A 25,215-nucleotide genomic window follows, 5' to 3' on the forward strand; every position below is an offset into this window, starting at 1 on the left:
GTCGTTCGAGGGCACCCGTCAAGGGATCAGGGAGCCCGTCTGCTGCACCAACTCAAGCACAGGGCCAGGAGCGATGCCGAGGATCACCGTACCGATGGCCGCCACCACCACGACAGTCGTGGTGATCACAGCGCCTGAGGCGACCGCCAAGCCGTCCGGATCGGTGAAGAACATCACCGTGATCATGCGGACGTAGAAGAAGGCCGCGACGGCACTGACGACCACGCCGAGGACCACGACGGGCCAGTATCCGGCGCCGCCAGCCTCGATGAACACCGACAGCTTGCCGACGAACCCGCCGGTCAGCGGGATGCCCGCGAACGACAGCATGAAGATCGCGAAGCTGACGCCCAGGATCGGGTTCTGACGGCCCAGGCCGGCCCACCGGGTGGTGGCCGTGGCCTCGCCGCCGGCGTCACGGACCAGCATCACGACGGCGAACGCGCCGATCGAGGCCAGACCGTAGGTGATCAGGTAGAACAGCACCGCCGAGGCGTCGCTGCCGCTCAGCACGCCCGTCAGCAGGAAGCCCGCGTGGGCGACCGACGAGTAGGCCAGCATGCGCTTGACGTCGGTCTGCGCGATCGCGAACAACGAGCCGACCACCATCGTCAGGCCGGCCACCACCGCGACGACGGGCTGCCAGTCGGTCTCGGTCGAGGCGAACAGCACCCGCATCAGCGCGACGAACGCCGCCGCCTTGGTGCCGGCGGCCATGAACGCGGTGACCGGGGTAGGGGCACCGACGTACACGTCGGGGGTCCAGGCGTGGAACGGGACGGCACCGACCTTGAACAGCAGGCCGACCGCCATCAGCGCCACCGCGGCGATGCGCAGCTCGGGGTCGTCGTGCAGCTCGCCCAGGGCGCCGATCGCGAACGAGCCGGAGTAGCCGTACGCCAGCGCGACGCCGTAGAGGAAGAACGCCGAGCTGAACGCGCCGAGCACGAAGTACTTGAGCGCGGCCTCCTGGCTGACGAGCCGACGACGCCGGGCGATGCCGCACAGCAGGTACAGCGGCAGGCTCAGGACCTCGAGCGCGACGAACATCGTCAGCAGGTCGGAGCTCGCGGCGAACAGCATCATGCCGAGCAGCGCGAACATCGCGAGCGGGAAGATCTCGGTGTGCTCGACCCGGGCGCGGATCGCCTCGGCTTCCTCGGGCGAGCCCGGGCGGTCGGCGGCGCGGCCCGTGAAGGCGCTGAGCCCGGCGTCGAGCGTGCGGTCGGCGAACAGCAGCACGCCGAGCAGGCCGAAGACCGCGAGCATCATCCAGGTGATGACGCTGGCCTCGTCGGCCACGACCGTTCGCCCCGGGTCGTCGGTGACGCCGAGGTCGCCGCCGACGTAGACCACGATGCTGGCGACGAGCGCCGCGACGCTGGCTCCGGTGGCCAGCCCGGTCTGCACCACGAAGCGGGGACCGCGCGGGCAGAACGCCTCGACGAGCACGCCGACGAGGGCGGCCGCCGCGACGATCAGGACGGGTGAGAGGAGCGCGAAGTCGAGCTCGGGAGCCGGGATCACGGCAGACCTCCCAGGACGAGGGCCACGGCCGGGTTGACCAGGTCGAGCATCGGCTGCGGGAACAGGCCGAGCCCGATGATGACGACGACGAGCGGGGTGAGCGCGGCAACCTCACGGGCGGTCAGGTCGGTGACGACCTTCGCCTGCTCGGTCAGCGGACCCGTCATGGTGCGTTGGTAGAGCACGAGCACGTAGACCGCGGCGAGCACGATGCCGAGCGTCGCGATCACCGCCAGCGGCACGTTGACCGTGAAGGTGCCCGCGAGCACGAGGAACTCGCTCACGAACGGGGCGAGACCGGGCAGCGACAGGCTCGAGAGGCCCGCGATCAGCAGGATGCCCGACATGACCGGAGCGATCTTCTGCACGCCGCCGAAGGCCGAGATCTCCGCCGAGCCGCGCCGGCTGATCATGATGCCGGTGACCAGGAACAGCGCCGCGGTCGAGAGACCGTGGTTGAACATGTAGAGCACCGAGCCGGACGTCGAGGTCTGCGTGAACGCGAAGATGCCCAGGATGATGAAGCCGAAGTGCGAGACCGAGGTGTACGCCACGAGGCGGCGGATGTCGGTCGAACCGATCGCCGCGAGCGCGCCGTAGACGATGCTCACGACCGCGAGCGCCATGATCGTGGGCGAGGCCCAGTCGGCGGCGCCGGGGAACAGCTCCAGGCCCCAGCGGATCATGCCGAACGTGCCGACCTTGTCGATCACGCTGACCATCAGCACCGAGGTCGCCGGGGTGGCCGAGGCAGCCGCCTCCGGCAGCCACGTGTGGAACGGCCACAGCGGCGCCTTCACCGCGAAGGCCGCCATGAAGCCCAGGAACAGCAGCTTCTCGGTGTTCTCCCCGAACGCGATCTGCGAGAGGTCGGCGAGCCGGTAGCTCGCCTCGCCGGCGTCGGCGGACACGACGTAGAGGCCCACGACCGCGGCGAGCATCAGGAGCCCGCCGAGCAGGTTGTAGAGCAGGAACGTGAGGGCGGCCTTCTGGCGCCCCTTCCCGCCGTAGCTGCCGATCAGGAAGTAGATCGGCACCAGCGTGGCCTCGAAGGCGACGTAGAACAGGAACGCGTCGGTCGCGGTGAACACCAGGATCGCCAGGCCCTCGAGCACCAGCATCCACGCGACGTACGAGTTCGCGCTGCGGTTGCCGGGCAGCTCGTCGCGGTAGGCCGCGAGGAGCACGACGGGGGTCAGGATCACGGTCAGCAGCACGAGCGTCAGCCCGATGCCGTTCAGGCCCACGGAGTACCAGGCGCCGAGCGGCTCGATCCAGGAGTGCTCCTCGACCATCTGGTAGCCGCCCGCGTCGACGTCGAAGCGCGCTGCGGCCACGAGGGCCACGGCCAGCGCGACGAGGCTGACGCCGAGGGCCGCGTGACGGGCCACGAGCTGCTGCGAGCGGTTCCCGCGGGGCAGCAGGGTCACCAGGAGGGCGCCGACGATCGGCACCGCGGCGAGCAGGCTGATCATCGCCAGATCACCACCAGCAGCGCGAGGGTCAGCGCCAGCGCACCGAGGAACACCCCGAGCGCGTAGGACCGGACGAAGCCGTTCTGCCAGGAGCGCATCGCGGTGGCGCCCTCGCCGATCAGCTCGACGAAGCCCGTGATCGCGCGGTGCAGGCCGTGCTGGTCGAACCGCGCCAGGCCGCGGGCCAGACCCATCGTCGGCCGCACGGCGACCCACTCGTTGACGGTGTCGCCGTAAAGGTCGTTGCGGGCGAAGCGGGTCAGGATCGAGACCTTCTCGGGCGTCTCACCCTCGACCTCACGACGCCCGTAGGTGGCCCACGCGATCGCGACTCCGGCGGCGACGACGAGGGTCACCAGCGCGGACACCGCGATGGGCGCCAGCTCGACCCCGCCGATGACGACCTCGTGGTGCTCGGTGTGGCCCACGACCGGCTCGAGCCAGTCGGTGATCCAGTCGCCCAGCAGCAGGATGCCGCCCAGCACGGAGGCCGCGGCCAGCACCATGAGCGGCACGGTCATGACGCGCGGCGACTCGTGCGGGTGCACCTCGTCCTTCCAGCGCTTCTGGCCGGCGAACGTCATCGCCATCAGACGGGTCATGTAGAACGCCGTGATGCCGGCGCCGAGGACCGTCGCCAGGCCGATCCAGACGTTGTGCGCGAGTGCCGCCTCGATGATCTTGTCCTTGCTGAAGAAGCCCGAGAACCCGGGGAAGCCGATGATCGCGAGGTAGCCCAGGCCGAACGTCGCGAACGTGACGGGCAGGGCCGTGCGCAGGGCGCCGTAGTGCCGCATGTTCACGTCGTCGTCCATCGCGTGCATGACCGAGCCGGCCCCGAGGAACATGTTGGCCTTGAAGAAACCGTGGGTCACGAGGTGGAAGATCGCGAACGCGTAGCCCGCGGGTCCGAGTCCGGCGGCCAGCATCATGTAGCCGATCTGACTCATCGTGGATCCGGCCAGAGCCTTCTTGATGTCGTCCTTCGCGCAACCGATGATCGCGCCGGCGATCAGGGTCACCAGACCCACGATCACGACGGCCGTGCGCGCCGTCTCGGAGGCGTCGAAGATCGCGTTGCTGCGCACCACGAGGTAGACGCCGGCCGTGACCATCGTGGCCGCGTGGATCAGGGCCGAGACCGGGGTCGGGCCCTCCATCGCGTCCAGCAGCCAGCTCTGCAGCGGCACCTGGGCGGACTTGCCGCAGGCGCCCAGCAGGAGCAGGAGGCCGAGCGCGGTGATGGTGTTGGCCGTGGCACCGGCCACCGAGTCGCCGACCGCGGCGATCTCCGTGGTGCCGAACTCCTTGAACATCAGCATGATCGCGAGCGCCATGCCGATGTCGCCGACGCGGTTGACGACGAACGCCTTCTTGGCCGCGGCCGCCGCCGACGGCTTGTGCTGCCAGAACCCGATCAGCAGGTACGACGCCAGGCCGACGCCCTCCCAGCCCAGGAACAGCACCAGGTAGTCGCCCGCCAGCACCAGCACGAGCATCGCGGCGACGAAGAGGTTGAGGAACGCGAAGAACCGGCGGCGCCGGTCGTCGTGCTCCATGTAGCCGATCGAGTAGACGTGGATCAGCGTGCCGACGCCCGTGATGAGCAGGACGAACAGCGCGGCCAGCGGGTCGTAGACGAACGACATCTCGACGTGGAAGGCGCCTGATCCTTGGGGGCCGGTGGAGATCCAGGTGAACAGCGACTCGGTGACGGTGCGGTCGTCGTGGTCACGGCCGAGCAGCTGGACGAACAGCACCAGGCCCCACACGAACGACGCGGCCGAGGCCGCCGTGGCGATGAGGTGTCCGAACCGGTCGGACTCCTTGCCCCAGGTCAGCAGGAGCGCCGCACCCAGGGCCGGGAAGGCGACGAGGAGCCAGATGATCATCCGCGGACCTGCCTGACCTCGTCGACGCTGATCGAGCCACGCGAGCGGTGGATCGCGATGATGATCGCCAGGCCCACGACGACCTCCGCCGCCGCGACGACCATGACGAAGAACGCGGCGAGCTGGCCGTCGAGGTTGCCGTGCTCGCGGGCGAAGGCGACGAACGCCAGGTTGGTCGCGTTGAGCATGAGCTCGACGCACATGAACACGATCAGCGCGTTGCGGCGCACGAGGACGCCGACGGCGCCGATCGTGAACAGGATCATCGACAGGCTAAGCAGGTCGTTCACGGCTGCTCCTCCTCGTCCTCAGCACCGGCACCGAGTCCGGGGCCGGTGACCGGCGGGCGGATGACCTGCCCGCGCTTGACGAGGCTGCCGGGCACCGAGGACTCCAGCGGGGTGCCGTCGGGCAGCAGCGCGGGGGCGTCGACCGCGTTGTGGCGGGCGTAGACGCCGGGGGTCGGCGCGTTGCCGGGGTGCTTGCCGTCGGCGCCGAAGTCGCGGATGCGCCGGGCGGCGAGCTCGGCCTGGCTGGCCTTGGGCGTGAGGCGGTCCTGGTGGGCCAGGACCATCGCGCCGAGCACCGCCGTGACGAGCAGCGCCGCCGTGAACTGGAACGCGAGCACGTAGGGCCCGAACATCAGGGCAGCCAGGCCCTCGACATTCTCGTCCTCCACCGCGGCGACCGGGGCGGAGAAGCCGTTCGCGACGACCTGGCCGATGCCGATCACCAGCAGGACGCCGAAGGCCAGACCGACGAAGGCAGCGGCGACGCGCTGGCCCGGGATCGGCTCGGTGACGGCCTGCGGACCGGACTCGACGCCGACCAGCATCACGACGAACAGGAACAGCATCATGATCGCGCCGGTGTAGACGATGATCTGCACCGCGAACAGGAACGGGGCCCCGTTGGCGGCGTACAGGATCGCGAGCCCGATCATCACGACGGCGAGCGCCAGCGCGGCGTGCACGGCCTTGCGGGCGAAGAGGAGCCCCAGGGCGGCGATCACGATGATCGGCGCCACGACCCCGAACGCGGTCATCGGACGACCTCCGGGCCCTGAGGTGCGACGAGGCACGAGGAGCCTCGAAGGGCGCACCTCAACCACCGGTGGTTGAGGTGCGAGGCCGCCCGCGGCCGAGCCTCGAAACCTCGCGCGGCGCTCACTCGCCGACCTCGACGATCGGCAGCTGCTTGCCGCGGTAGTAGTCGTGGTGGTCGTCGCTGATCTGCATCGCGTGCGGCGGCTCGGTCATGCCGGGCAGCAGCGGGGCGAGCAGGTCGGACTTCTCGTAGATCAGCGCCTCGCGGTTGTCGTCGGCCAGCTCGTACTCGTTGGTCATCGTGAGGGCGCGCGTGGGGCAGGCCTCGATGCACAGCCCGCACAGGATGCAGCGCAGGTAGTTGATCTGGTACACGCGGCCGTACCGCTCCCCCGGGCTGAAGCGACCCTCCCCGTTGGCGCTCTCGTCGTTCGACGCCCCCTCGACGTAGATCGCGTCGGCCGGGCAAGCCCACGCGCACAACTCGCAGCCGACGCACTTCTCGAGCCCGTCGGGCCAGCGGTTGAGCTGGTGACGGCCGTGGAAGCGCGGTGCGGTGGGCACCTTCTCGAACGGATACTGCTCCGTCACGACCTTCTTGAACATCGTGCGGAACGTGACGCCGAACCCGGCGACCGGGTCCCACAGGTTGCCCTTGACGCTCATCGCGACACCTCCATGAGGAAGAAACGGTATGGCGGCGTCGCGATGAGGGGCCCTCGGTTCACTCGCTGGCGCTCGTTCATCGGACCTCCTCCTTGGTCGAGTCGGTGTCCTGGAAAGGCAGCGGGACGGGATAGCCGTCGGCGGACGAGCCCGTGGCCGGGTCCGGCCGGTCAGGCGCGGGCTTCTCGCGACGCAGCGCGATGAACGCGAGCAGCAGCACCGCGACCGCGACGCCCGCCCAGTTCACGACCGCGTCGTCGATCGAGCCCTCGTTCTGCAGCTTCCGCAGGACGATCACGACGAAGATCCAGGCCAGCGAGAACGGGATCAGGACCTTCCAGCCGAGGGCCATGAACTGGTCGTACCGCATGCGGGGCAGGGTGCCGCGCAGCCAGATGAACAGGAAGATGAAGAACAGGGTCTTGCCGAGGAACCACAGGACGGGCCAGTAGCCCTCGTTCGCGCCCTCCCAGACCTGCGCGAGGACGAACGGCGCGCGCCAGCCGCCGAGGAACAGCGTCGTCGCGAGCGCCGAGACCGTGACCATGTTGATGTACTCGGCCAGGAAGAACAGCGCGAACTTCAGCGAGCTGTACTCGGTGTGGAAGCCGCCGACGAGCTCGCCCTCGGCCTCGGGAAGGTCGAACGGCGCGCGGTTGGTCTCGCCGACCATCGAGATCAGGTAGACCACGAACGACGGCAGCAGCGGCAGGAAGTACCAGAGGTCGGTCTGGGCCGAGACGATCTCCGAGGTCGACATCGAGCCGGCGTAGAGGAAGACCGTCACGAAGCTGAGGCCCATCGCGACCTCGTAGCTGATGACCTGGGCGCTCGAGCGGAGGCCGCCGAGCAGCGCGTAGGTCGAGCCGGACGACCAGCCCGCGAGCACGATGCCGTAGACGCCGATCGAGGTGACGGCCAGGACGTAGAGCACCGCGACCGGCATGTCGGTCAGCTGCAGCGGCGTCACGGTGTCGGTGAACGGGATCGTGACCTCGGGCCCGAACGGGATGACCGACCAGGCGAGGAAGGCCGGGATCGTGGCCAGGATGGGCGCGAGGACGTAGACGACCTTGTCGGCCGCCTTGACGACGATGTCCTCCTTGAGCGCGAGCTTCACGCCGTCGGCGAGGCTCTGCAGCAGGCCGAACGGGCCGTGCACGTTGGGGCCCACACGGTGCTGCATGCGGGCCACGACGCGGCGCTCGAGCCAGATGTTGAACAGCGTGTAGACCACGAGGATCACGAAGATCAGCAGCGCCTTCAGCGCCACGACCCAGAACGGCTCGTTCCCGAAGACCTCACTCATGATTCACCGCCATCGGTCGGGCTGGCGGCGACCACGAGCCGAGCGCAGCGAGGCCGGCGCCCAGGCGCAGCCTGGCAGCGGCGAGGAACGAGCCGCTGGTCGAGCGAAGCGAGGCGCCTCATGCGTCGTCCCCCGACGTCGCGGTGGTGACGCTGCCGTGGCCGAGGCCGAGCTCGCGCAGGTTGACGCCGTTGTTGCCGGGCACCCACACGACGTCGTCGGGCAGGTCGTCGACGACCGCCGGGAACGCCGCCGTTCCGCCGAGCACGACCGTGCCGCCGTCGGCGACCCCGAGCGAGGACCAGGTGGCGGCGCTCGCGCGGGCGACGGGGCGCCGGGCGGTGGCCTTGTACTCGGCCTGGCCGTCCTGGCCGCGGCCGTCGTCGATGAGCTGGCGCCAGGTCGAGACGACGACCTGGCCGGCTGCCGGGCGTGACGCGGCGGCTGAGGCCGCCGACGGGCCCTCGGGGTGACGGCCGTCCCAGCGTCCGACCGAGTCGTGGTCGGCCAGGGAGTCGGCGGTCGTGCGGAACCCGATCGGCCGCGCCATCTCCTCGGCGATGCCGGCCAGGACCCGGGTGTCGGTGATCGAGCCGGGCTCGTGGATCGCGGTGTCGAAGCCGCGACGACGGCCCTCCCACGTGACGAACGTGCCGGACTTCTCGACGGGCGGGGCGACCGGCAGCACGACGTCGGCGTGCTCGGTGACCTCGCTGCGCCGGACCTCGAGGCTGACGACGACCCGTGCCGCAGCCAGCGCCGCACGGGCGCGCGCCGAGTCGGGCAGGTCGGCGATCTCGACGCCGCCGACGACGAGCCCCTGGAGCGCGTGGTCGGCCGCGTCGTCGACGATGCCCTCGACGTCGCGACCGCGCACGCCGGGGATCGTGGCGACCTTCCAGGCGGCGGCCAGGTCGGCGCGCGCCTCGGCGTCGGTCACGGGGCGGGCGCCGGGCAGGAGGTTGGGCAGGAGCCCGGCCTCGACCGCGGCGCGGTCGCCCGCACGGCGCGGCACCCAGGCGATGCGCGGACCGTCGAGCGCGGCGACGGCGGACAGCAGGCCGGGCACGAGCGCGGCCCGCTCGCCCACCAGGACGATGTCGCCGGCACCGAGGTCGAGCGCGGCGAGGGCCTCGGTCTCGTGGCCGGGGACGGCTCGGACGAGCTCGGCGGAGAGCTTCTCGCTGCCCCGGCTGCGGTGGCTCGCGACCGTGAGGACCTTCAGCCCCCGCGCCCGCACGGCCTTGCGCAGGCGCAGGAAGATCGACGACGCCTCGTCCTCGGGCTCGAGCGCCACGAGCACGACACGGCGGGTGCGCTCGAGCTCGGCGTAGGTAACGCCCAGCCCGGTGCCGGCCACGTGGGCGGCGAGGAAGTCGGCCTCCTCCGGGCCCACGGCGCGCGAGCGGAAGTCGACGTCGTTGGTGCCGAGCGAGACGCGGGCGAAGGCCGACCACGCATGGGCGTCCTCGAGCGTCAGGCGGCCACCGGGCAGCACGCCCACCGAGCCGCGCACGCCCTCGAGGAGGCGACCCGCGACGGCCAGGGCTCCGGGCCACGACATGGGCTGCAGCTCGCCGTTCTCGTCACGCACGAGCGGCGTGCGGAGGCGGTCGTCCTGCCGGGTCCAGGTGAACGCGAAGCGGTCCTTGTCGCTGATCCACTCCTCGTTGACCTCCGGGTCGTCGCCGGCGAGGCGGCGCGTGACCGAGCCGCGGCGGTGGTCGATGCGGACCGAGGCGCCACACGCGTCGTGCTCGGCGACCGAGGGCACCGAGACGAGGTCGAACGGGCGGGAGCGGAAGCGGTAGTCGGCGCTGGTCAGGGCACCGACGGGGCAGATCTGGATCGTGTTGCCGGAGAAGTAGGAGTGGAACGGCTCGGTGCCGCCCGCGTCGTGGTCGTCGGTGCTGGGCCCGACGCCGATCTGCTGGTGCGCACCGCGCTCGACGAGAGCGATGAACGGATCGCCGGCGACCTGGTCGGAGAACCGCGTGCAGCGCGCGCACAGGACGCAGCGCTCGCGGTCGAGCAGCACCTGCGCCGAGACCGGCACGGGCTTGGCGAACGTCCGCTTGGTCTCGTGGAAGCGGGACTCGCCGCGGCCGTGGCTCATCGCCTGGTTCTGCAGCGGGCACTCGCCGCCCTTGTCGCAGACGGGGCAGTCGAGCGGGTGGTTGACGAGCAGGAACTCCATCGTGCCGCGCTGCGCCGTGGCGGCGACCTCGGACGTGAGCTGCGTGCGCACGACCATGCCGGGCGCGACCTCGAGCGTGCAGGAGGCCTGCGGCTTGGGGAACCCACGGCCGTTGCCGGCGTCGGGGACGTCGACGAGGCACTGCCGGCAGGCGCCGACGGGCTCGAGCAGCGGGTGGTCGCAGAAGCGCGGGATCTCGATGCCGACGAGCTCGGCAGCACGGATCACGAGGGTGCCCTTCGGGACGCTGATGCCGACGTCGTCGATCGTGACGTTCACGAGCTCCGCCGGAGCCTGTGCCTCGGGATTGGCCTCGAGCGTCATGCGGTCACCGCCTGGAAGAGGGTCGACGCGGCCGGCGGGAACAGCTCGGAGGACGGGGTGTGCATGCCGGCCTCGAACTCCTCGCGGAAGTGCTGGATCGCCGAGGTGATGGGGCTCGTAGCGCCGTCGCCCAGCGCGCAGAACGAGCGGCCGAGGATGTTGCCGCACAGCTCCTGCAGCAGCTCGATGTCGCCCTCGCGACCCTCACCGGAGTCGAGGCGACGCAGCACCTGCACGAGCCACCATGTGCCCTCGCGACACGGCGTGCACTTGCCGCAGGACTCGTGCTTGTAGAACTCGGTCCAGCGCAGCACGCACCGCACGACCGACGTGGTCTGGTCGAAGACCTGCAGGGCCTTGGTGCCGAGCATGGATCCGGCGGCGCCGACGCCCTCGTAGTCGAGCGGCACGTCGAGGTGCTCGGCCGTGAGGATGGGGGTCGAGGACCCGCCCGGGGTCCAGAACTTGAGCTCGCTGCCGTCGCGCAGCCCGCCGCCGAGCTCGAGGAGCTCGCGCAGGGTGATGCCCAGAGGAGCCTCGTACTGGCCGGGGCGCTTGACGTGGCCCGAGAGCGAGTAGAGCGTGAACCCCTTGCTCTTCTCGGTGCCCATCGAGCCGAACCACGCGATGCCGTGGTCGACGATCGCGGGGACCGACGCGATCGACTCGACGTTGTTGATCACGGTGGGCGAGGCGTACAGGCCCGCGACGGCGGGGAAGGGCGGGCGCAGTCGCGGCTGGCCGCGGCGACCCTCGAGCGAGTCGAGCAGCGCCGTCTCCTCACCGCAGATGTAGGCGCCGGCGCCGGCGTGCACCACGAGGTCGAGGTTCTGCCCCGAGCCGCCGATGTCGGTGCCGAGGTGACCGGCCTCGTAAGCCTCGCGCACGGCCGCGCGCAGGCGCCGCACGACGTGCAGCACCTCGCCGCGGACGTAGATGAAGGCCTGCTCCGCTCCGATCGCGCGCGAGGCGATGATGACGCCCTCCACCAGCGTGTGCGGGCTGGCCATCATGAGCGGGATGTCCTTGCAGGTGCCCGGCTCGGACTCGTCGGCGTTGACCACGAGGTAGGTGGGGTTGGGGTTGTCCTTCGGGATGAACGACCACTTCATGCCCGTGGGGAACCCGGCGCCGCCGCGACCGCGCAGGCCCGACTCCTTGACGAGCTCGATCAGGTCGGCCGGGCTCATCGCGAGCGCCTTGCCGAGCGCGCGGTAGCCGCCGCGCTCGGTGTAGGCCTCGAGCGTCCAGGCCCGGTCGTCGGCCCAGCCCGCGCTCAGCACGGGTGTCAGCACGTCAGTCATCTCCGCCTTCTTCCGCCCGTGGCCCGGAACCCCCGCCGGACGCGTCCTGCCGGTCGCCGGCCCCGCCCTCGACGTCGGCCTCGGATTCCTCGGCCACGGTCTCCGACTCGGCGCGCGACGTGTCGGCTCGCGCTGACGCGCTCGCCTTGCTCGCGTCGGGGGCTTCGCTCGCGACGCTCGTCGTGGCTGGGTGGGAGCCGGCCTCGCTGCTCGGGGCTGTCCACCCACGCTCGTTCGCGATCTCGAGACCGGCGAGCGAGGCTCCTGCCGCAGCGGGGCCCTCGTCGACACGGCCGTCCTCGAAACCCGCGAGCACCCGCTCGGCCTCGCGCCAGGACGTGATCGTGGCGCCGCGCGGCGACGCCACCTCCTCGCCTGCGCGCAGCTTGTCGACCAGGTCGACCGCGCTGCTCGGGTCCTGGCCGTCGAAGAACTCCCAGTTGACCATCACCACCGGGGCGAAGTCGCAGGCCGCGTTGCACTCGACGCGCTCCAGCGTGACCTGGCCGTCGGCCGTGGTCTCGTCGTTGCCGACCTCGAGGTGGTCGGAGAGGCGCTCGAAGATCGCGTCGCCGCCCATCACGGCGCACAGCGTGTTGGTGCAGACGCCGACGTGGTGCGTGCCCATCGGGCGCCGCTTGTACATCGTGTAGAACGTCGCGACGCCCGAGACCTCGGCGGCCGTGAGCCCCAGCAGCTCGGCGCACGTCTCGATGCCGGCGGCCGTCACGTGGCCCTCGACCGACTGCAGCAGGTGCAGCATCGGCAGGAGCGCCGACCGCGCCTGCGGATACCGCCCCATCAGCTGCTTCAGCTCAGCCAACGTGGTGTCGTCGATCCCACTCATCGGCCACCACCGTCCGTCACCACGGGCCGAGCGCAGCGAGGCAAGGGTCCGCGCGGAGCGCGGCCGCGGTGAGGGACGAGCCGCGGGTCGGCCGGTGTGACCGCGCCGACGAGCTCTAGCGAGTCGCGCGGGCTCACCGGTCGACACCCCCCATCACGGGGTCGATGCTGGCGATCGCGACGATGACGTCGGAGATCATGCTGCCCTCGCTCATGATCGAGGTGCCCTGCAGGTTGACGAACGACGGATCGCGGAAGTGCACGCGGTACGGGCGGGTGCCGCCGTCGGAGACCGCGTGGCAGCCGATCTCGCCGCGCGGCGACTCGACCGCCGCGTAGACCTGGCCGGGCGGGACCCGGAAGCCCTCGGTCACGAGCTTGAAGTGGTGGATCAGCGCCTCCATCGACTCGCCCATGATGTGCGCGATGTGCTCCGGGGAGTTGCCCTGGCCGTCGGCGCCGACCGAAAGCTGCGCGGGCCAGGCGATCTTGCGGTCGGCGACCATAACCGGGTCGCCCTGGCTCGCGGCGAGACGGTCGACGGCCTGCTCGACGATGCGCAGCGACTCCCACATCTCATCGAGGCGGACGCGGAAGCGGCCGTAGGCGTCGGGCTCGTCCCACGTGACGACGTCGAAGTCGTAGGTCTCGTAGCCCCAGTACGGCTGCGTGCGGCGCAGGTCCCAGTCGTAGCCCGTGGCCCGGACGACCGGCCCCGTCAGGCCGAGCGCGAGGCAGCCCGCGAGCTCGAGGTGGCCGACGCCCTTGAGGCGGCGCTTGAAGATCGGGTTGGCGTTGCAGAGCGCCGCGTACTCGGGCAGGCGCTTCTTGAGCAGCGCGACGGTGTCGCGGACCCGCTGCAGGCCGTCGTCCGGGAGGTCCTGGGCGACGCCACCCGGGCGGAAGTAGGCGTGGTTCATGCGCAGGCCGCTGATCGCCTCGAAGCAGTCGAGGATCAGCTCTCGGTCGCGGAACCCGCACGTCATGACGGTGAGGGCGCCGATCTCCATGCCGCCCGTGGCCAGGCAGACGAGGTGCGAGCTGATGCGGTTGAGCTCGAGCATCAGGATGCGGATGTCCATCGCGCGCTGCGGGACCTGGTCCTCGATCTGCAGGAGCTTCTCGACCGCCGCGACGTAGGCGGCCTCGTTCGAGAACGGGGCCACGTAGTCCATGCGGGTGCAGAAGGTGACCCCCTGCGTCCACGTGCGGAACTCCATGTTCTTCTCGATGCCCGTGTGCAGGTAGCCGATGCCGGCCCGTGCGTCGGTGACGGACTCGCCGTCGATCTCGAGGATCAGGCGGAGCACGCCGTGGGTCGAGGGGTGCTGCGGGCCCATGTTGACGACGATGTGGTCGCCGTCGGCCAGCGACGGGTCGATCGTGTCCCAGTCCTGGCCCGTGACGGTGAAGACGGGGCCCTCGGTGGAGTCCGTCGTGCTCGCGTACGGATCGGTCGTCGTCATCGTGAGCCTCCTGACTGCTCGAGGCTTCGAGGCTCCTCGCAGAGCTCGTCGCACCTCAGCCACCGGTGGTTGAGGTGCGAGGCCGCCTGCGGCCGAGCCTCGAAACCTCCCGCAGATGCGCGCATCAGCTGTACCTCCGCCGCTCGTCGGGGGCCGGGATCGTCGCGCCCTTGTACTCGACCGGGATACCGCCCAGCGGGTAGTCCTTGCGCTGCGGGTGGCCGGGCCAGTCGTCGGGCATGAGGATGCGGGTGAGCCCGGGGTGGCCGTCGAAGACGATGCCGAACATGTCGTACGTCTCGCGCTCGTGCCAGTCGGCCGTGGGGTAGACCGGCGTGATGCTGGGCAGGTGCGGGTCGGCGTCGGGCACCGACACCTCGACGCGGATGCGACGGCGGAAGCTCATCGAGAGCAGGTGGATCGCGACGTGCAGCTCGCGGCCCGTCTCGCCCGGGTAGTGGACGCCCGACAGCGAGGAGCAGAGCTCGAAGCGCAGCGTGGGGTCGTCGCGCAGGTGGCGCACGGCCTCGACGAGGTGCTCGCGGGTGACGTGGAACGTGATCTCGCCGCGGTCGACGACGACCTTCTCGATCGCGCCGGACACACCGGCCTCGAGGTGCTCGGCGACCTCGTCGAACCAGCCGCCGTAGGGGGCGGTGCTGGCCGGCGGCAGGACGATGGCGCTCGTGAGGCCGCCGAAGCCGCTGGTGTCGCCCGACCCGCGGACGCCGAACGCGCCCTCGCGGACCCCGATGACCTCGAGCTGCTGCGCGTCGCTGGGCACGACCGCGTCGTCGGCGGTCTCGTCGTGCTCCTGAGTCACCTGAGGAGACCCTTCTGCGCGAGGGTCGGGGTGGCCGAGAGCGCGACGGTCTCCTGCTCGCGGATCTCGAGCTCGCGGTTCACGCCGAGCTTGGTGTGCTGGACCTTGTCGTGGAGCTTGAGCACCGCGTCGATCAGCATCTCGGGGCGCGGCGGGCAGCCCGGCAGGTACATGTCGACCGGCACGACGTGGTCGACGCCCTGCACGATCGCGTAGTTGTTGAACATGCCGCCCGAGCTGGCGCACACGCCCATCGCGAGCACGTACTTCGGCTCGGCCATCTGGTCGTAGATCTGCCGCAGGACCGGCGCCATCTTGTTGCTGACGCGGCCGGCCACGATCATCAGGTCGGCCTGGCGGGGGCTGGGGCGGAAGACCTCCATGCCGAACCGCGAGGAGTCGAAGCGCGGGGCCCCGAACGTCATCATCTCGATCGCGCAGCAGGCCAGGCCGAACGTGGCGGGCCAGAACGACGCCTTGCGCATGTATCCGGCCAGGCCCTCGACCGTCGACAGCAGGACTCCGCTGGGGAGCTTCTCCTCAAGACCCATCAGGTCCACTCCATTCCACCGCGACGCCACTCGTAGGCGTAGACGATCGTGAGGTTGACGAGGAAGAGCAGCACCGCGAAGACCGCGAACCACGTCAGCTGGTCGAAGGCGACCGCGAAGGGGTAGAGGAAGACGATCTCGATGTCGAAGACGATGAACATCATCGCGGTGAAGAAGTACTTGACGCTGACCTTGCCGCCGCCGTCGGGCAGGGGGCTCGGCGAGATGCCGGACTCGTACCGGTCGAGCTTCGCGCGGTTGTACCGGCGGGGGCCCGTGAGGGGGGCGATCGCGATGCTGAAGATCGCGAATCCGGCCGCGAGGGCACCCAGGATCAAGATCGGGGTGTAGGCGTCCATCTCACCTCCCGCAGGGCATTCGGTCGGATGACTGACGGCGTCTGTGATTCGCACCACATCGCCGTCCGTGACACACGCTACGCCCGCCTGGGGGCACCCTGTTACTTAGGTCACACTAAGCGAGTCGCAGGCGCGAATCGGTGCTCGCCGATGAGGCAGCATGGGTCCGTGAACGCTGCTCCTCGACGTCTCCTCGTGGCGGGTCGGCCCGGCGCCGGCAAGTCGACGCTGGCGCGTCGCATCGCCGAGGCCGCGGACCTGCCGTACACCGAGCTGGACGCCCTCCACCACGGACCCAGCTGGAACGCGCGACCGGAGTTCGACGACGACGTCCTGGCGCTCGCGCAGTCGCCGGCGTGGATCACCGAGTGGCAGTACCCGCAGGCCCGCCCCGTGCTGGCCGCGCACGCCGACGCGATCGTGTGGCTCGACCTGCCCGTGCGGGTCACGATGACCCGGCTGACGCGGCGCACCGTGAGCCGCGTGCGGAACCGGACCGAGCTGTGGGCCGGCAACGTCGAGCCGCCGCTGCGGACGATCTTCACCGAGCCGAACCACATCATCCGCTGGGCCTGGCGCACCCGCCACGACTACCGCACCCTGGTCCCCGAGGCGCAGGCCGCGAACCCGAGCCTGCAGGTCGTCCACCTGCAGTCACAGAAGCAGGCCTCGGCCTACCTCAGGACCCTCCGCCCCCACTCCCCCTGAACGACCGCTCGCGAGTGAATTCCCGCCCCTCCGCGAGTGGATTCCCGCCCCTGATCAGGCGGGCTTGACCGAGTGGTGGAGGGCGACGATCCCGCCGGAGAGGTTGTGCCACTCGACGCGACCCCAGCCGGCCTCGACGAGGCGCAGCGCGAGACCCTTCTGGTCGGGCCAGGCGCGGATGGACTCCGCGAGGTAGACGTACGAGTCCGGGTTGGACGAGACGGCGCGCGCGACGGGCGGCAGCGCCCGCATCAGGTAGTTGACGTACAGACCCCGGAACGGCTTCCACGTCGGCGTGCTGAACTCGCACACGACGACCCGACCACCGGGCTTCGTGACCCGGTGCAGCTCGCGCAGCCCCTCGACGGGGTCGTGGATGTTGCGCAGCCCGAAGGAGATCGTCACGGCGTCGAACGAGTCGTCCGCGAACGGGAGGCGCATCCCGTCGCCCGCAGTGAACGGCAGCGCCGGGAACTGCTGCTTGCCGACCCGCAGCATGCCGAGCGAGAAGTCGCACGGCACGACGTGGGCGCCGGCGTCGGCGAACGGCTGGCTGGAGGTGCCGGTGCCGGCCGCCAGGTCGAGGATGCGCTCGCCCGGCTGCGGCGCGACGAGGTCGACCACGGCCTTGCGCCAGCGGCGGTCCTGACCCATCGAGAGGACGTCGTTGGTGATGTCGTAGCGCTTGGCGACCTGGTCGAACATGCTCGCGACCTCGCGGGGGTCCTTGTCCAGGTCGGCTCGACTCACCGGATCACTCTCCCACGGGTAATGTGGATCGTCGTGACCAACCCCGCCGGACCCGCCGCCTCGGACGCCCCCGAGCGCCTGCTGGTGCGCACGCGCCCGGTCGAGGTCGACGATCTGCTGGCGCTGCTGCCCGAGCGTGACTTCCTCGCGTGGGTGCACGACGGCGACGGCATCGTCGGATGGGGCCGCGCCGCTTCGTTCGACGTCACGGGCCCCGACCGCTTCGCCGCCGCGTCGCGGTGGTGGGACGAGCTGCGGCACCAGGCCGTCGTGCGCGACGAGATCGAGGCAGCGGGCTCCGGTCTGGTGGCCTTCGGCACGTTCGACTTCGCCGCCGACGGCGCGGGCCACCTCACGGTTCCCGAGGTCGTCGTGGGGCGCCGCGACGGCCGGGCGTGGGTCTCGACGATCGGCAGCGCGATCGGACCCGCACCCGAGCTGCGTCCGACCCGGCGCCCCGACCGTCCCGGACCCGTCACGTTCGACGACGGCGACGTCGCCGCGTGGACGGCCACGGTCGCCGCGGCCGTCGAGCGGATCGAGGCCGACCAGCTCGACAAGGTCGTCCTGGCCCGCGACTGCCGCGCCGACTTCGAGCGTCCCCTCGACGTGCGCTGGCCGCTGACCCGTCTGGCCCGCGACTACCCCGCCTGCTGGACGTTCCACGTCGACGGCTTCTTCGGGTCGACGCCCGAGATGCTGCTGCGGCTCGACAGCGGACTCGTGACGTCGCGCGTGCTGGCCGGCACGATCCGCCGCACCGGCGACGACGCTCACGACGCGGCCCTGGCGGGCTCGCTGGCCCGGTCGAGCAAGGACCTCGAGGAGCACGAGTACGCCGTGCGCTCGGTGTCGGACGCGCTGCAGGCGCACTGCTCGGCGGTCACCCGCTCGGAGGCACCGTTCGTGCTGCACCTGCCGAACGTCATGCACCTCGCGACCGACATCGCCGGGGTCGTGCCGGACGGCACGTCGGTGCTCTCGGTCGTCGCCGACCTGCATCCGTCCGCCGCCGTGGGCGGCACCCCGACCGCCGAGGCGGTCCGGCTCATCGCGCAGATCGAGGGCCTGGACCGGGGCCGCTACGCCGGACCGGTCGGCTGGATCGACGGTCACGGCGACGGCGAGTGGGGCATCGGGCTCCGCTCGGCCGAGCTGGCGCCCGACGGTCGCTCCGCCCGCCTCTTCGCGGGCTGCGGCATCGTCGCCGACTCGGTGCCCGCCGACGAGCTGGCCGAGTCCGAGGCCAAGCTGATCCCCGTGCGCACGGCGCTCTCCCCCCGCGACTAGGACCTCCCCCCGCGACTAGGACCTCCCCTCGCGAGTGGATTCCCGCCCCTCCGCGAGTGGATTCCCGCCCCTCGTGGCGCCACCAGGGGCGGGAACTCACTCGCCGCAGGGCGGGAACTCACTCGCCGCGGGGCGGGAATTCACTCGCGAGCGGTCGTTCAGGTGGGGAGGGGGGACTGCAGCGTGGGGTACCGCGGGGTGAGGGCGTCGCCGGAGGACGTGCCGCGCAGGCGGCGGCCGATCCAGGGGCCGGCGTGCTCCTTGGCCCAGGCCACGTTGGCCTGACGACGCTCGGCGGCCGAGGACGGCGGCGGGGGCGGGAGGACCAGCGGCTCGAGGTCGTGCTCGACACCCAGCGCGTCGAGCACCGCGATCGCCATGCGCTGGTGCCCGGCGCTCGACATGTGCATGCGGTCGGTGTCCCAGAGCTGGTCGCTGCGGTACTCACGCAGACGCCAGAAGTCGACCAGCGTCGCCCCGTGCCGCTCCGCGACCTCGCGCACGAGCTCGTTGTAGATCGCGAACCGGCCGCGCAGGAACGCGAACACCGGCGCCTCACCGGGGTCGTACGCCGTGAACATCACCACGTGCGCGCGGGCCGCCAGCTGCCCGACGGCCGCGTCGTACTCCGCGACGAGCGCGTCGAGGTCGATGCGCGGACGCAGCACGTCGTTCGCCCCGGCGTAGATCGAGACGAGGTCCGGGTCGAGCGACAGCGCCGGCGCGATCTGTTCGGCCAGGATCGGCCGCAGCTTGCGTCCACGGATCGCGAGATTGGCGTAGGTCAGCTCGGGATCGTGCTGCGCGAGGGCGGCGGCAGATCGGTCGGCCCACCCGCGAACCCCGTTGGGGCGTCCGGGATCGGCGTCGCCGACGCCTTCGGTGAAGGAGTCTCCGAGGGCGACGAATCGGCGGAATCGCATGGCGTCAGGCTAGACGGGAGCTCCATGGCGACGGCGCCCGCCGGCAGCACGGGCGGCGTCAGCGCCGGGTAGCGCGGCGTCAGGCCGTCGCCCAGCGAGCGGCCCCGCACGCGGCGGAAGAACCACGGCACGGCGTGCCGCATCAACCACGCGACCCGCTGCCGGCGGGTGCGGGCGACGGTGGCTGCCGGCTCGATCGTCAGGGTGTGCGGGATGCCGATGGCCTCGCACACCGCACCGGCGACGATCTCGTGGCCGGGCGTCGCGAGGTGCAGGCGGTCGTCGCCCCAGAGGCGGCGCTCACCGAGGTCGAGCACGTCCCACAGGTCGACGACCGTCGCGCCGTGCTTGCGGGCGATCTTGCGGACGAGCTCGTTGTAGATCGCGATCCGCCCCCGGAACGGCCGGAAGACCCACACGGGCTCGGGGTCGCTGATCGTGAACAGCAGCACCCGTGCCCCCGTGGCGCGCACCCGCGCCACGACGTCCTCGTACACCGCCATGAGCTCGTCCATCCGCACCCGCAGGTGCATCAGGTCGTTGACCCCGGCGAACATCGCGACGAGGTCGGGTCGGAGCGCGAGCGCCGGTCCGAGCTGCTCGGACACGATCTGGTCGAGTCGCTTGCCACGGATCGCGAGGTTGGCGTACTGCACGCCGGGCGTCGCGACCGACATCTGCTCGGCGACCCGGTCGGCCCAGCCGCGCACCCCGTTGGGCAGCAGCGGGTCGGGGTCGCCCATTCCCTCGGTGAAGGAGTCACCGAGGGCCACGAAGCGCCGATGGATGATCCGCCTGTTCACGTGTCCAGGCTACGGGGATGCGAGCCAGCGGCCGACACGTGTCTGGTGAACGACACGTGGCTCCGCGGCCAAATCTCGGGCGCCCCGTCACCGCAGCGTCTTGCGTCCCCCGTAGAGCAGGTTGATCAGCAGGGCCGCGTTCTTGTCGGTCGCCTCGTCGCGCTGCATCGACGTGAGGTTGAGCAGCGGCTTGAAGCGCTGGCGCGTGATCGCCTTGGCGTAGGTGAACTCGCGCAGGCCGTCCGGGCCGTGGATGCGACCGAACCCCGACTGGCCGACACCGCCGAACGGCAGCGACGGCACCCCGGCGAACATCGCCACGGCGTTGATCGAGGTCATGCCCGACCGCACGCGCTCGGCGATCGAGACCGCGCGACGCTTGCCGTAGACCGAGCCGGCGAGCCCGTACTCCGTGGCGTTGGTGAGCTGCACCGCCTCGTCCATGTCGTCGACCGGGTTGACCACGAGCGTGGGGCCGAAGGTCTCCTCGGTGATCGCGGCGGAGTCCTCGGGGACGTGCGTGATGATCGTCGGCTGCACGAAGCGCTCGCCCACCGCGCCCGCGCCGCCGAGCACGACGCGTCCGCCCTTGGCGATCGCGTCGTCGATGTGGCGCTGGATGACCTCGAGCTGCGAGGGCATCGTGATGGGGCCGATCAGCGAGTCGTTGGCGGCGTGCGCCGTGACGGTGCGGGCCTGCTCGAGCAGCTCGGCCATGAACGGCTCGAACACCGCGCGGTGCACGTAGACGCGCTCGGCACCGATGCAGGTCTGGCCCGCGTTCGACATGCCGGACCACAGCGCACCCTCGGCGGCGGCCGCCAGGTCGGCGTCCTCGTCGACGATGACCGAGTCCTTGCCGCCGGCCTCGATCACGACCGGGACCAGGTTCTCGGCGCACGCCGCCATCACGCGCTTGCCGGTGTTGGCCGAGCCCGTGAACGCGACCTTGTCGACGCCCGCGCGGCACAGCGCCGCACCGGTCTCGCCGTAGCCCGTCACGAGCTGCAGCACGGGGCGTCCGCCGACCACCTCGGTGAAGGTGTCGACGAGCCAGCGGCCCACGCCGGGCGTGTACTCGCTGGGCTTGAAGACGACGCCGTTGCCCGCCGCGAGCGCGTAGGTGATCGAGCCGAGCGGGGTGAAGACCGGGTAGTTCCACGGCCCGATCACGCCGACGACGCCCAGCGGGTTGTAGCGGACGGACGAGGCGTGGTTGATCGCGAAGACACCGGAGGAGACCGACGTGGCGCCGAGGACCTTCTTGGCGTTCTTGGCCGCCCAGTTCACGTGGTCGATCGCCAGCCCGATCTCGAGCTGGGCGTCGCCGTGCGGCTTGCCCGTCTCGAGGTGCACGAGCTGCGAGAGCTGCGCGAGGCGGCGCGTGATGACGCTGCGCCACTGCAGCAGGAACTCCTTGCGGCCCTCGAAGCCGATGTCGCGCCACCAGATCGCGGCCAGGCGCGAGCGCTCGACGGCGGCCTCGACCTCCTCGGCGCTGTGGATCGCGTGCACGCCGACGACGTCGCCCGTGCGCGGGTCCAGCGACTCGAACGAGGGGCCCTCACGGACCGGCAGCGAGGAGATGGGCGGCTCCCCCGCACCGAACAGCGGGCCGGACAGCTCGGGACCAGTGGGGCTCGTGGTCATCGGGACTCCTTGATGAGGTCGGCGGCCTTCTCGCCGATCATGATGGTGGGGGCGTTCGTGTTGCCGCGCGGCACGCGGGGCATGACGGAGGCGTCGGCGACGCGCAGACCCTCGACGCCCATGACCCGCAGGTCGGCGTCGACGACCTTGCCGAGCGAGCACGTGCCGACCGGGTGGTAGACGGTCTGGCCCATCCGGGCGATCGCGGCGATGATCTCGTCGTCGGTGGGCGTCCAGGTGCCCGGCGCCCACGGCTTGTCGATGAGCTTCGTGAGCGGACCGACCGAGGCGACCTCGAAGGCCGTGCGCATGCCGACCAGGATGCGGTCGAGGTCGGACGGGTCGGAGTAGTACGCCGGGTCGATCTCGGGGTGCCAGGTCGGGTCGGCCGAGCGCAGCGTGATCTGGCCGACGCTCTCGACCCGCACCAGCGTGGGGGCGATGACCAGGCCGCGCTTGGTCTGCTCGTGCAGCCCGTTGTCCCAGAAGCCGGTGGGCAGGGTGTGCAGCTGCAGGTCGGGGGCCGGCTGGTCGGGGCTCGAGCGGAAGAACGCCCCGGACTCGGCCACGTTCGAGCTCAACGGGCCGCGGCCCAGCTTCTGGGCCTTGAGCAGGTTGACCAGGTTGAGGTTCTCGGCGAGGTCGGTCGTGTTCTTGGTGTCGAACAGGACTGCGGTGATGGGGTGGTCCTGGAGGTTCTTGCCCACCTCCGGGGAGTCGACCTTGACCTCGATGCCGTGCTCACGCAGGTGCGCGCCGGGGCCGACGCCGGAGAGCATCAGCAGCTGCGGGCTGTTGACGGCGCCACCGGACAGGATGATCTCGGCATCAGCGTTCACCGTCTCGGTGACGCCGTGACGCTGGTACGTGACGCCCGTGGCGCGCGTGCCGTCGATCTCGATCCTCGTCACGTACGCCTCGGTGCGCACCGTCAGGTTCGGACGGTCCATCGCGGGCCGGATGAAGGCGTCGGCGACCGACCAGCGACGGCCCTTGCGGCACGTGACCTGGTACAGGCCGGCACCCTCCTGCTCGGCGCCGTTGAAGTCGTCGGTGGGCTTGAAGCCCGCGGCGACCGCGGAGTCGACGAAGGCGTGGGTGAGCTCGTGGTCGTAGCGGCGGTCCTCGACCCAGAGCGGGCCGTCGGTGCCGTGGTACTCGCCGCCGAGACGGCGGTTGCCCTCGGACCGCTTGAAGTACGGGAGGACGTCGTCGTAGCCCCAGCCCTCGGCGCCGTACACGTCGCGCCACTCGTCGTAGTCGGCGCGGTTGCCGCGGATGTAGATCATCGCGTTCATCGACGTGCACCCGCCGAGCGCCTTCATGCGCGGCCAGTCGGAGCGGCGTCCGGACAGCATCTTCTGCGGCGTCGTGCGGTACGCCCAGTCCCACTTGGTGCGGAACAGCGTCGAGAAGCCCGCAGGCAGGTGGATCATGTCGTCGTCGTCCATCGGGCCCGCCTCCAGCAGCAGCACCCGGACCTGGGGGTCCTCGCTCAGCCGCGCGGCGATGACGCCGCCCGCGCTGCCGGACCCGATGACGACGTAGTCGAATACCTCAGCGTTGTGACCCACGCCACCCACCGTACTCGCGGTCGGTTGACCGTGCCAGTGTCGCTGTCAGAATGCGGACCGGACGGCGGCGGCCACCGCCGCGGCATCGGCTCGACGGGTGCTGCGGTCGAGCCGGACCTCCACGACGGCGAGGCCCGACGGCGACGCCGCGAGCACCTCGGCGAGGTCGTCGACCGCGACCCGGCGGTGCGGCACTCCGTGGGCCCGGCAGAGGGCGGCGAGGTCGCTGCCGGTCGGCGTCGCGTACACGCGCTCGAACGCCTCGGCGTAGGCGACGTCGCCCTGCTCGAGAAGGCTGAAGATCGCGCCGCCGTCGTCGTTGGCGACGACGATCGTGAGGTCGGGACGTGGCTCGTGCGGCCCGATCAGCAGGCCGTTCGCGCCGTGCAGGAAGGTCAGGTCGCCCATCACGGCCAGGCTCGGGCGAGCCTCGGCGAGGGCGACACCGATCGCGGTCGACACCATCCCGTCGATCCCCGCGAGGCCGCGGTTGGCCACGACCAGGTCGGGCGACGGGCCAGGGGCGACCAAGTCGAGATCGCGCACGATCGAGGAGGACCCGATCACCAGGGGCCCGCCCGTGGCGGCCCGCCAGACCGTCTCGGCCAGCCGGTGCGCAGGCGGGGTCACGGCATCGATCGCCGCACGGGCGACGCGGTCGGCCTCGGCCCACGCCGACAGCCAGTCGGACTCGTCGGGCTCAGGAGTGCTGACGAACGGGGTGAACGTGACGTTCGGGCCGGCCACCCCGGGGAAGGTCGACGCGTCGCCGACGTGCACCACCTCGATGTCACGCCGCGCGAGGAGGCGGGTGACGGGCCGAGAGAGCGTGGCGTGACCGAAGCTCACGACGCGCTCGATCCGCTCGGCGAGCGGGTGCACGTCCAGGAGGAGCCGGTAGGTGCTCAGGGCCTGCGCGTCACGCACGCCGGAGCTCGGCTCGGCGAACAGGGGCCAACCGCCGTCCTCGGCGGCTGCCGCGGCCCGCTGGTCGCGCATCGCGTCGCCGGCCAGCACGACGGTGCGGCGGCCCGGCTCGAGGTACGAGCCCTGCCCGTGGACCTCGAGCAGCGCCCGGTCGGGGTCGGCGCTCGCGAACTGCCAGTCGACGGCCTCGACGAGCGGCTCGTCGAGCTCGAGGTTGAGGTGCACAGGCCCCCGCAGCGGCCAGTCGGGGAGGTCGCCCGGCGTCTCGACGAACCGCACGCCCGGGAAGATGTGGCGCTGCTCGGTGGTCTGGTTCGCGCCCGTGGCGCGCAGGCGGGCTGGGCGGTCGGCCGTCACCGCGACGACCTCGACGCCCGAGTGCAGCGCCTCGAGCATCGCGGGGTGCAGGTTCGCCACGGCGGTGCCGGAGGTCGTGACCACCGGGACCGTCACCCCGCGCGCCTTCGACAAGCCGAGCGCGAGGAAGCCCGCCTCGCGCTCGTCGACCCGGACGTGGAGGCGGAGGAGCCCCTGCTGGTCCGCTGCGTGCAGCGCGAGGGCGAGGGGGCCCGAGCGGGAGCCCGGCGCCAGCACGGCGTCGCTGGCCCCGAGGGCGAGGAGGCGCTCGACGAGCTCGCGCGCCGTGTCGGTCGAGCGGCTCACGCGAGGCCTCCGGCGTGGCCCTCGACGCGGGCGAGCCGGTCGAGCCACCACGTCGTGCGCTCGGCGTCGGCCCGCACACCCGCGAGGCCGCTCGCCCCCACGACGCCCTGGCTGCCCATCCCGCCTGAGCCTCAGGCGCTGA

At 71.2% G+C, this 25,215-nt stretch carries 22 protein-coding genes and 1 pseudogene; 2 read left to right on the top strand and 21 right to left on the bottom strand.

Translation table 11 applies throughout. From position 1 onward, the window contains the following. Positions 1–18: 18 nt before the first annotated feature. The 14 genes from nuoN to ABD127_RS10805 form a co-directional block, all read right to left on the bottom strand. A complete protein-coding gene (gene nuoN / locus ABD127_RS10740; RefSeq protein WP_344201090.1) occupies positions 19–1,527 on the bottom strand; it encodes an NADH-quinone oxidoreductase subunit NuoN in 1,509 nt (502 codons plus the stop codon). Further along, positions 1,524–3,002: an NADH-quinone oxidoreductase subunit M gene (locus ABD127_RS10745; protein ID WP_344201092.1), complete on the bottom strand. Its 1,479-nt coding sequence runs from the start codon at positions 3,000–3,002 to the stop codon at positions 1,524–1,526. Before ABD127_RS10745 ends, nuoN begins: the two co-directional genes overlap by 4 nt. Further along, positions 2,999–4,894 (bottom strand): NADH-quinone oxidoreductase subunit L, encoded by a 1,896-nt coding sequence (nuoL, locus tag ABD127_RS10750; protein WP_344201095.1) that lies wholly within the window; start codon positions 4,892–4,894, stop codon positions 2,999–3,001. Before nuoL ends, ABD127_RS10745 begins: the two co-directional genes overlap by 4 nt. After that, the gene (nuoK, locus tag ABD127_RS10755) at positions 4,891–5,160 is read right to left on the bottom strand and encodes an NADH-quinone oxidoreductase subunit NuoK (RefSeq protein ID WP_229055155.1); all 270 of its coding nucleotides are present in this window, start codon (positions 5,158–5,160) and stop codon (positions 4,891–4,893) included. Before nuoK ends, nuoL begins: the two co-directional genes overlap by 4 nt. Before the next feature lie 20 nt (positions 5,161–5,180). After that, entirely contained in the window at positions 5,181–5,939 is a 759-nt protein-coding gene (locus tag ABD127_RS10760) for an NADH-quinone oxidoreductase subunit J (protein WP_344201100.1), read from the bottom strand. A 121-nt stretch (positions 5,940–6,060) separates the two neighbouring features. Further along, on the bottom strand, positions 6,061–6,606 hold the full coding sequence (nuoI, locus tag ABD127_RS10765) for an NADH-quinone oxidoreductase subunit NuoI (RefSeq protein ID WP_344201103.1): 546 nt from the start codon (positions 6,604–6,606) through the stop codon (positions 6,061–6,063). Positions 6,607–6,682: 76 nt separating this feature from the next. Then, on the bottom strand, positions 6,683–7,915 hold the full coding sequence (gene nuoH / locus ABD127_RS10770) for an NADH-quinone oxidoreductase subunit NuoH (protein ID WP_344201106.1): 1,233 nt from the start codon (positions 7,913–7,915) through the stop codon (positions 6,683–6,685). A 118-nt stretch (positions 7,916–8,033) separates the two neighbouring features. After that, entirely contained in the window at positions 8,034–10,436 is a 2,403-nt protein-coding gene (locus ABD127_RS10775) for an NADH-quinone oxidoreductase subunit G (RefSeq protein ID WP_344201109.1), read from the bottom strand. Beyond that, positions 10,433–11,740, bottom strand: coding sequence for an NADH-quinone oxidoreductase subunit NuoF (gene nuoF, locus ABD127_RS10780; protein ID WP_344201112.1), 1,308 nt, complete (start codon positions 11,738–11,740; stop codon positions 10,433–10,435). Before nuoF ends, ABD127_RS10775 begins: the two co-directional genes overlap by 4 nt. After that, on the bottom strand, positions 11,733–12,587 hold the full coding sequence (nuoE, locus tag ABD127_RS10785; RefSeq protein WP_344201115.1) for an NADH-quinone oxidoreductase subunit NuoE: 855 nt from the start codon (positions 12,585–12,587) through the stop codon (positions 11,733–11,735). Before nuoE ends, nuoF begins: the two co-directional genes overlap by 8 nt. Before the next feature lie 133 nt (positions 12,588–12,720). Next, entirely contained in the window at positions 12,721–14,052 is a 1,332-nt protein-coding gene (locus tag ABD127_RS10790) for an NADH-quinone oxidoreductase subunit D (RefSeq protein ID WP_344201117.1), read from the bottom strand. A gap of 124 nt (positions 14,053–14,176) precedes the next feature. Continuing rightward, entirely contained in the window at positions 14,177–14,875 is a 699-nt protein-coding gene (locus ABD127_RS10795; protein WP_344201120.1) for an NADH-quinone oxidoreductase subunit C, read from the bottom strand. Continuing rightward, positions 14,872–15,426, bottom strand: coding sequence for a NuoB/complex I 20 kDa subunit family protein (locus ABD127_RS10800; protein ID WP_344201123.1), 555 nt, complete (start codon positions 15,424–15,426; stop codon positions 14,872–14,874). Before ABD127_RS10800 ends, ABD127_RS10795 begins: the two co-directional genes overlap by 4 nt. Then, on the bottom strand, positions 15,426–15,785 hold the full coding sequence (locus ABD127_RS10805) for an NADH-quinone oxidoreductase subunit A (protein ID WP_344201125.1): 360 nt from the start codon (positions 15,783–15,785) through the stop codon (positions 15,426–15,428). The genes ABD127_RS10800 and ABD127_RS10805 overlap by 1 nt, the downstream gene beginning before the upstream one ends. A 168-nt stretch (positions 15,786–15,953) precedes the next feature. Here ABD127_RS10805 and ABD127_RS10810 point away from each other — a divergent pair, with 168 nt between their 5' ends. Beyond that, the gene (locus tag ABD127_RS10810; RefSeq protein WP_344201127.1) at positions 15,954–16,493 is read left to right on the top strand and encodes a P-loop NTPase family protein; all 540 of its coding nucleotides are present in this window, start codon (positions 15,954–15,956) and stop codon (positions 16,491–16,493) included. A gap of 54 nt (positions 16,494–16,547) precedes the next feature. Here the strand turns inward: ABD127_RS10810 and ABD127_RS10815 are convergent, their stop codons facing one another. Then, positions 16,548–17,243 carry a demethylmenaquinone methyltransferase gene (locus ABD127_RS10815; RefSeq protein ID WP_344201129.1) on the bottom strand — a complete coding sequence of 232 codons (696 nt, stop codon included), beginning with the start codon at positions 17,241–17,243 and terminating at the stop codon, positions 16,548–16,550. 33 nt (positions 17,244–17,276) lie between these two features. On the opposite strand from ABD127_RS10815, the gene ABD127_RS10820 reads away from it, so the two are divergent. Continuing rightward, positions 17,277–18,533, top strand: coding sequence for an isochorismate synthase (locus tag ABD127_RS10820; protein ID WP_344201131.1), 1,257 nt, complete (start codon positions 17,277–17,279; stop codon positions 18,531–18,533). A 158-nt stretch (positions 18,534–18,691) separates the two neighbouring features. Here ABD127_RS10820 and ABD127_RS10825 read toward each other — a convergent pair whose 3' ends face one another. The 6 genes and pseudogenes from ABD127_RS10825 to ABD127_RS10850 all read right to left on the bottom strand — a co-directional run bounded on the left by ABD127_RS10825 (position 18,692) and on the right by ABD127_RS10850 (position 25,192). Further along, positions 18,692–19,456, bottom strand: a complete 765-nt coding sequence (locus ABD127_RS10825) for an SGNH/GDSL hydrolase family protein (RefSeq protein WP_344201133.1) — start codon at positions 19,454–19,456, stop codon at positions 18,692–18,694. Between the two features lie 248 nt (positions 19,457–19,704). Continuing rightward, positions 19,705–20,259, bottom strand: a pseudogene (locus ABD127_RS10830) (SGNH/GDSL hydrolase family protein); the annotation flags it as partial. An 87-nt stretch (positions 20,260–20,346) separates the two neighbouring features. After that, entirely contained in the window at positions 20,347–21,909 is a 1,563-nt protein-coding gene (locus ABD127_RS10835; RefSeq protein ID WP_344201136.1) for an aldehyde dehydrogenase family protein, read from the bottom strand. Continuing rightward, entirely contained in the window at positions 21,906–23,483 is a 1,578-nt protein-coding gene (locus tag ABD127_RS10840) for a GMC family oxidoreductase (protein WP_344201138.1), read from the bottom strand. Before ABD127_RS10840 ends, ABD127_RS10835 begins: the two co-directional genes overlap by 4 nt. Positions 23,484–23,528: 45 nt before the next feature. Beyond that, positions 23,529–25,073: a 2-succinyl-5-enolpyruvyl-6-hydroxy-3-cyclohexene-1-carboxylate synthase gene (gene menD, locus ABD127_RS10845; RefSeq protein WP_344201140.1), complete on the bottom strand. Its 1,545-nt coding sequence runs from the start codon at positions 25,071–25,073 to the stop codon at positions 23,529–23,531. Next, positions 25,070–25,192, bottom strand: a complete 123-nt coding sequence (locus ABD127_RS10850) for a hypothetical protein (RefSeq protein WP_344201142.1) — start codon at positions 25,190–25,192, stop codon at positions 25,070–25,072. Before ABD127_RS10850 ends, menD begins: the two co-directional genes overlap by 4 nt. Positions 25,193–25,215 lie beyond the last annotated feature (23 nt).

Source organism: Aeromicrobium alkaliterrae (genome assembly GCF_039529015.1).
GTDB classification, from domain to species: Bacteria; Actinomycetota; Actinomycetes; order Propionibacteriales; family Nocardioidaceae; genus Aeromicrobium; species Aeromicrobium alkaliterrae.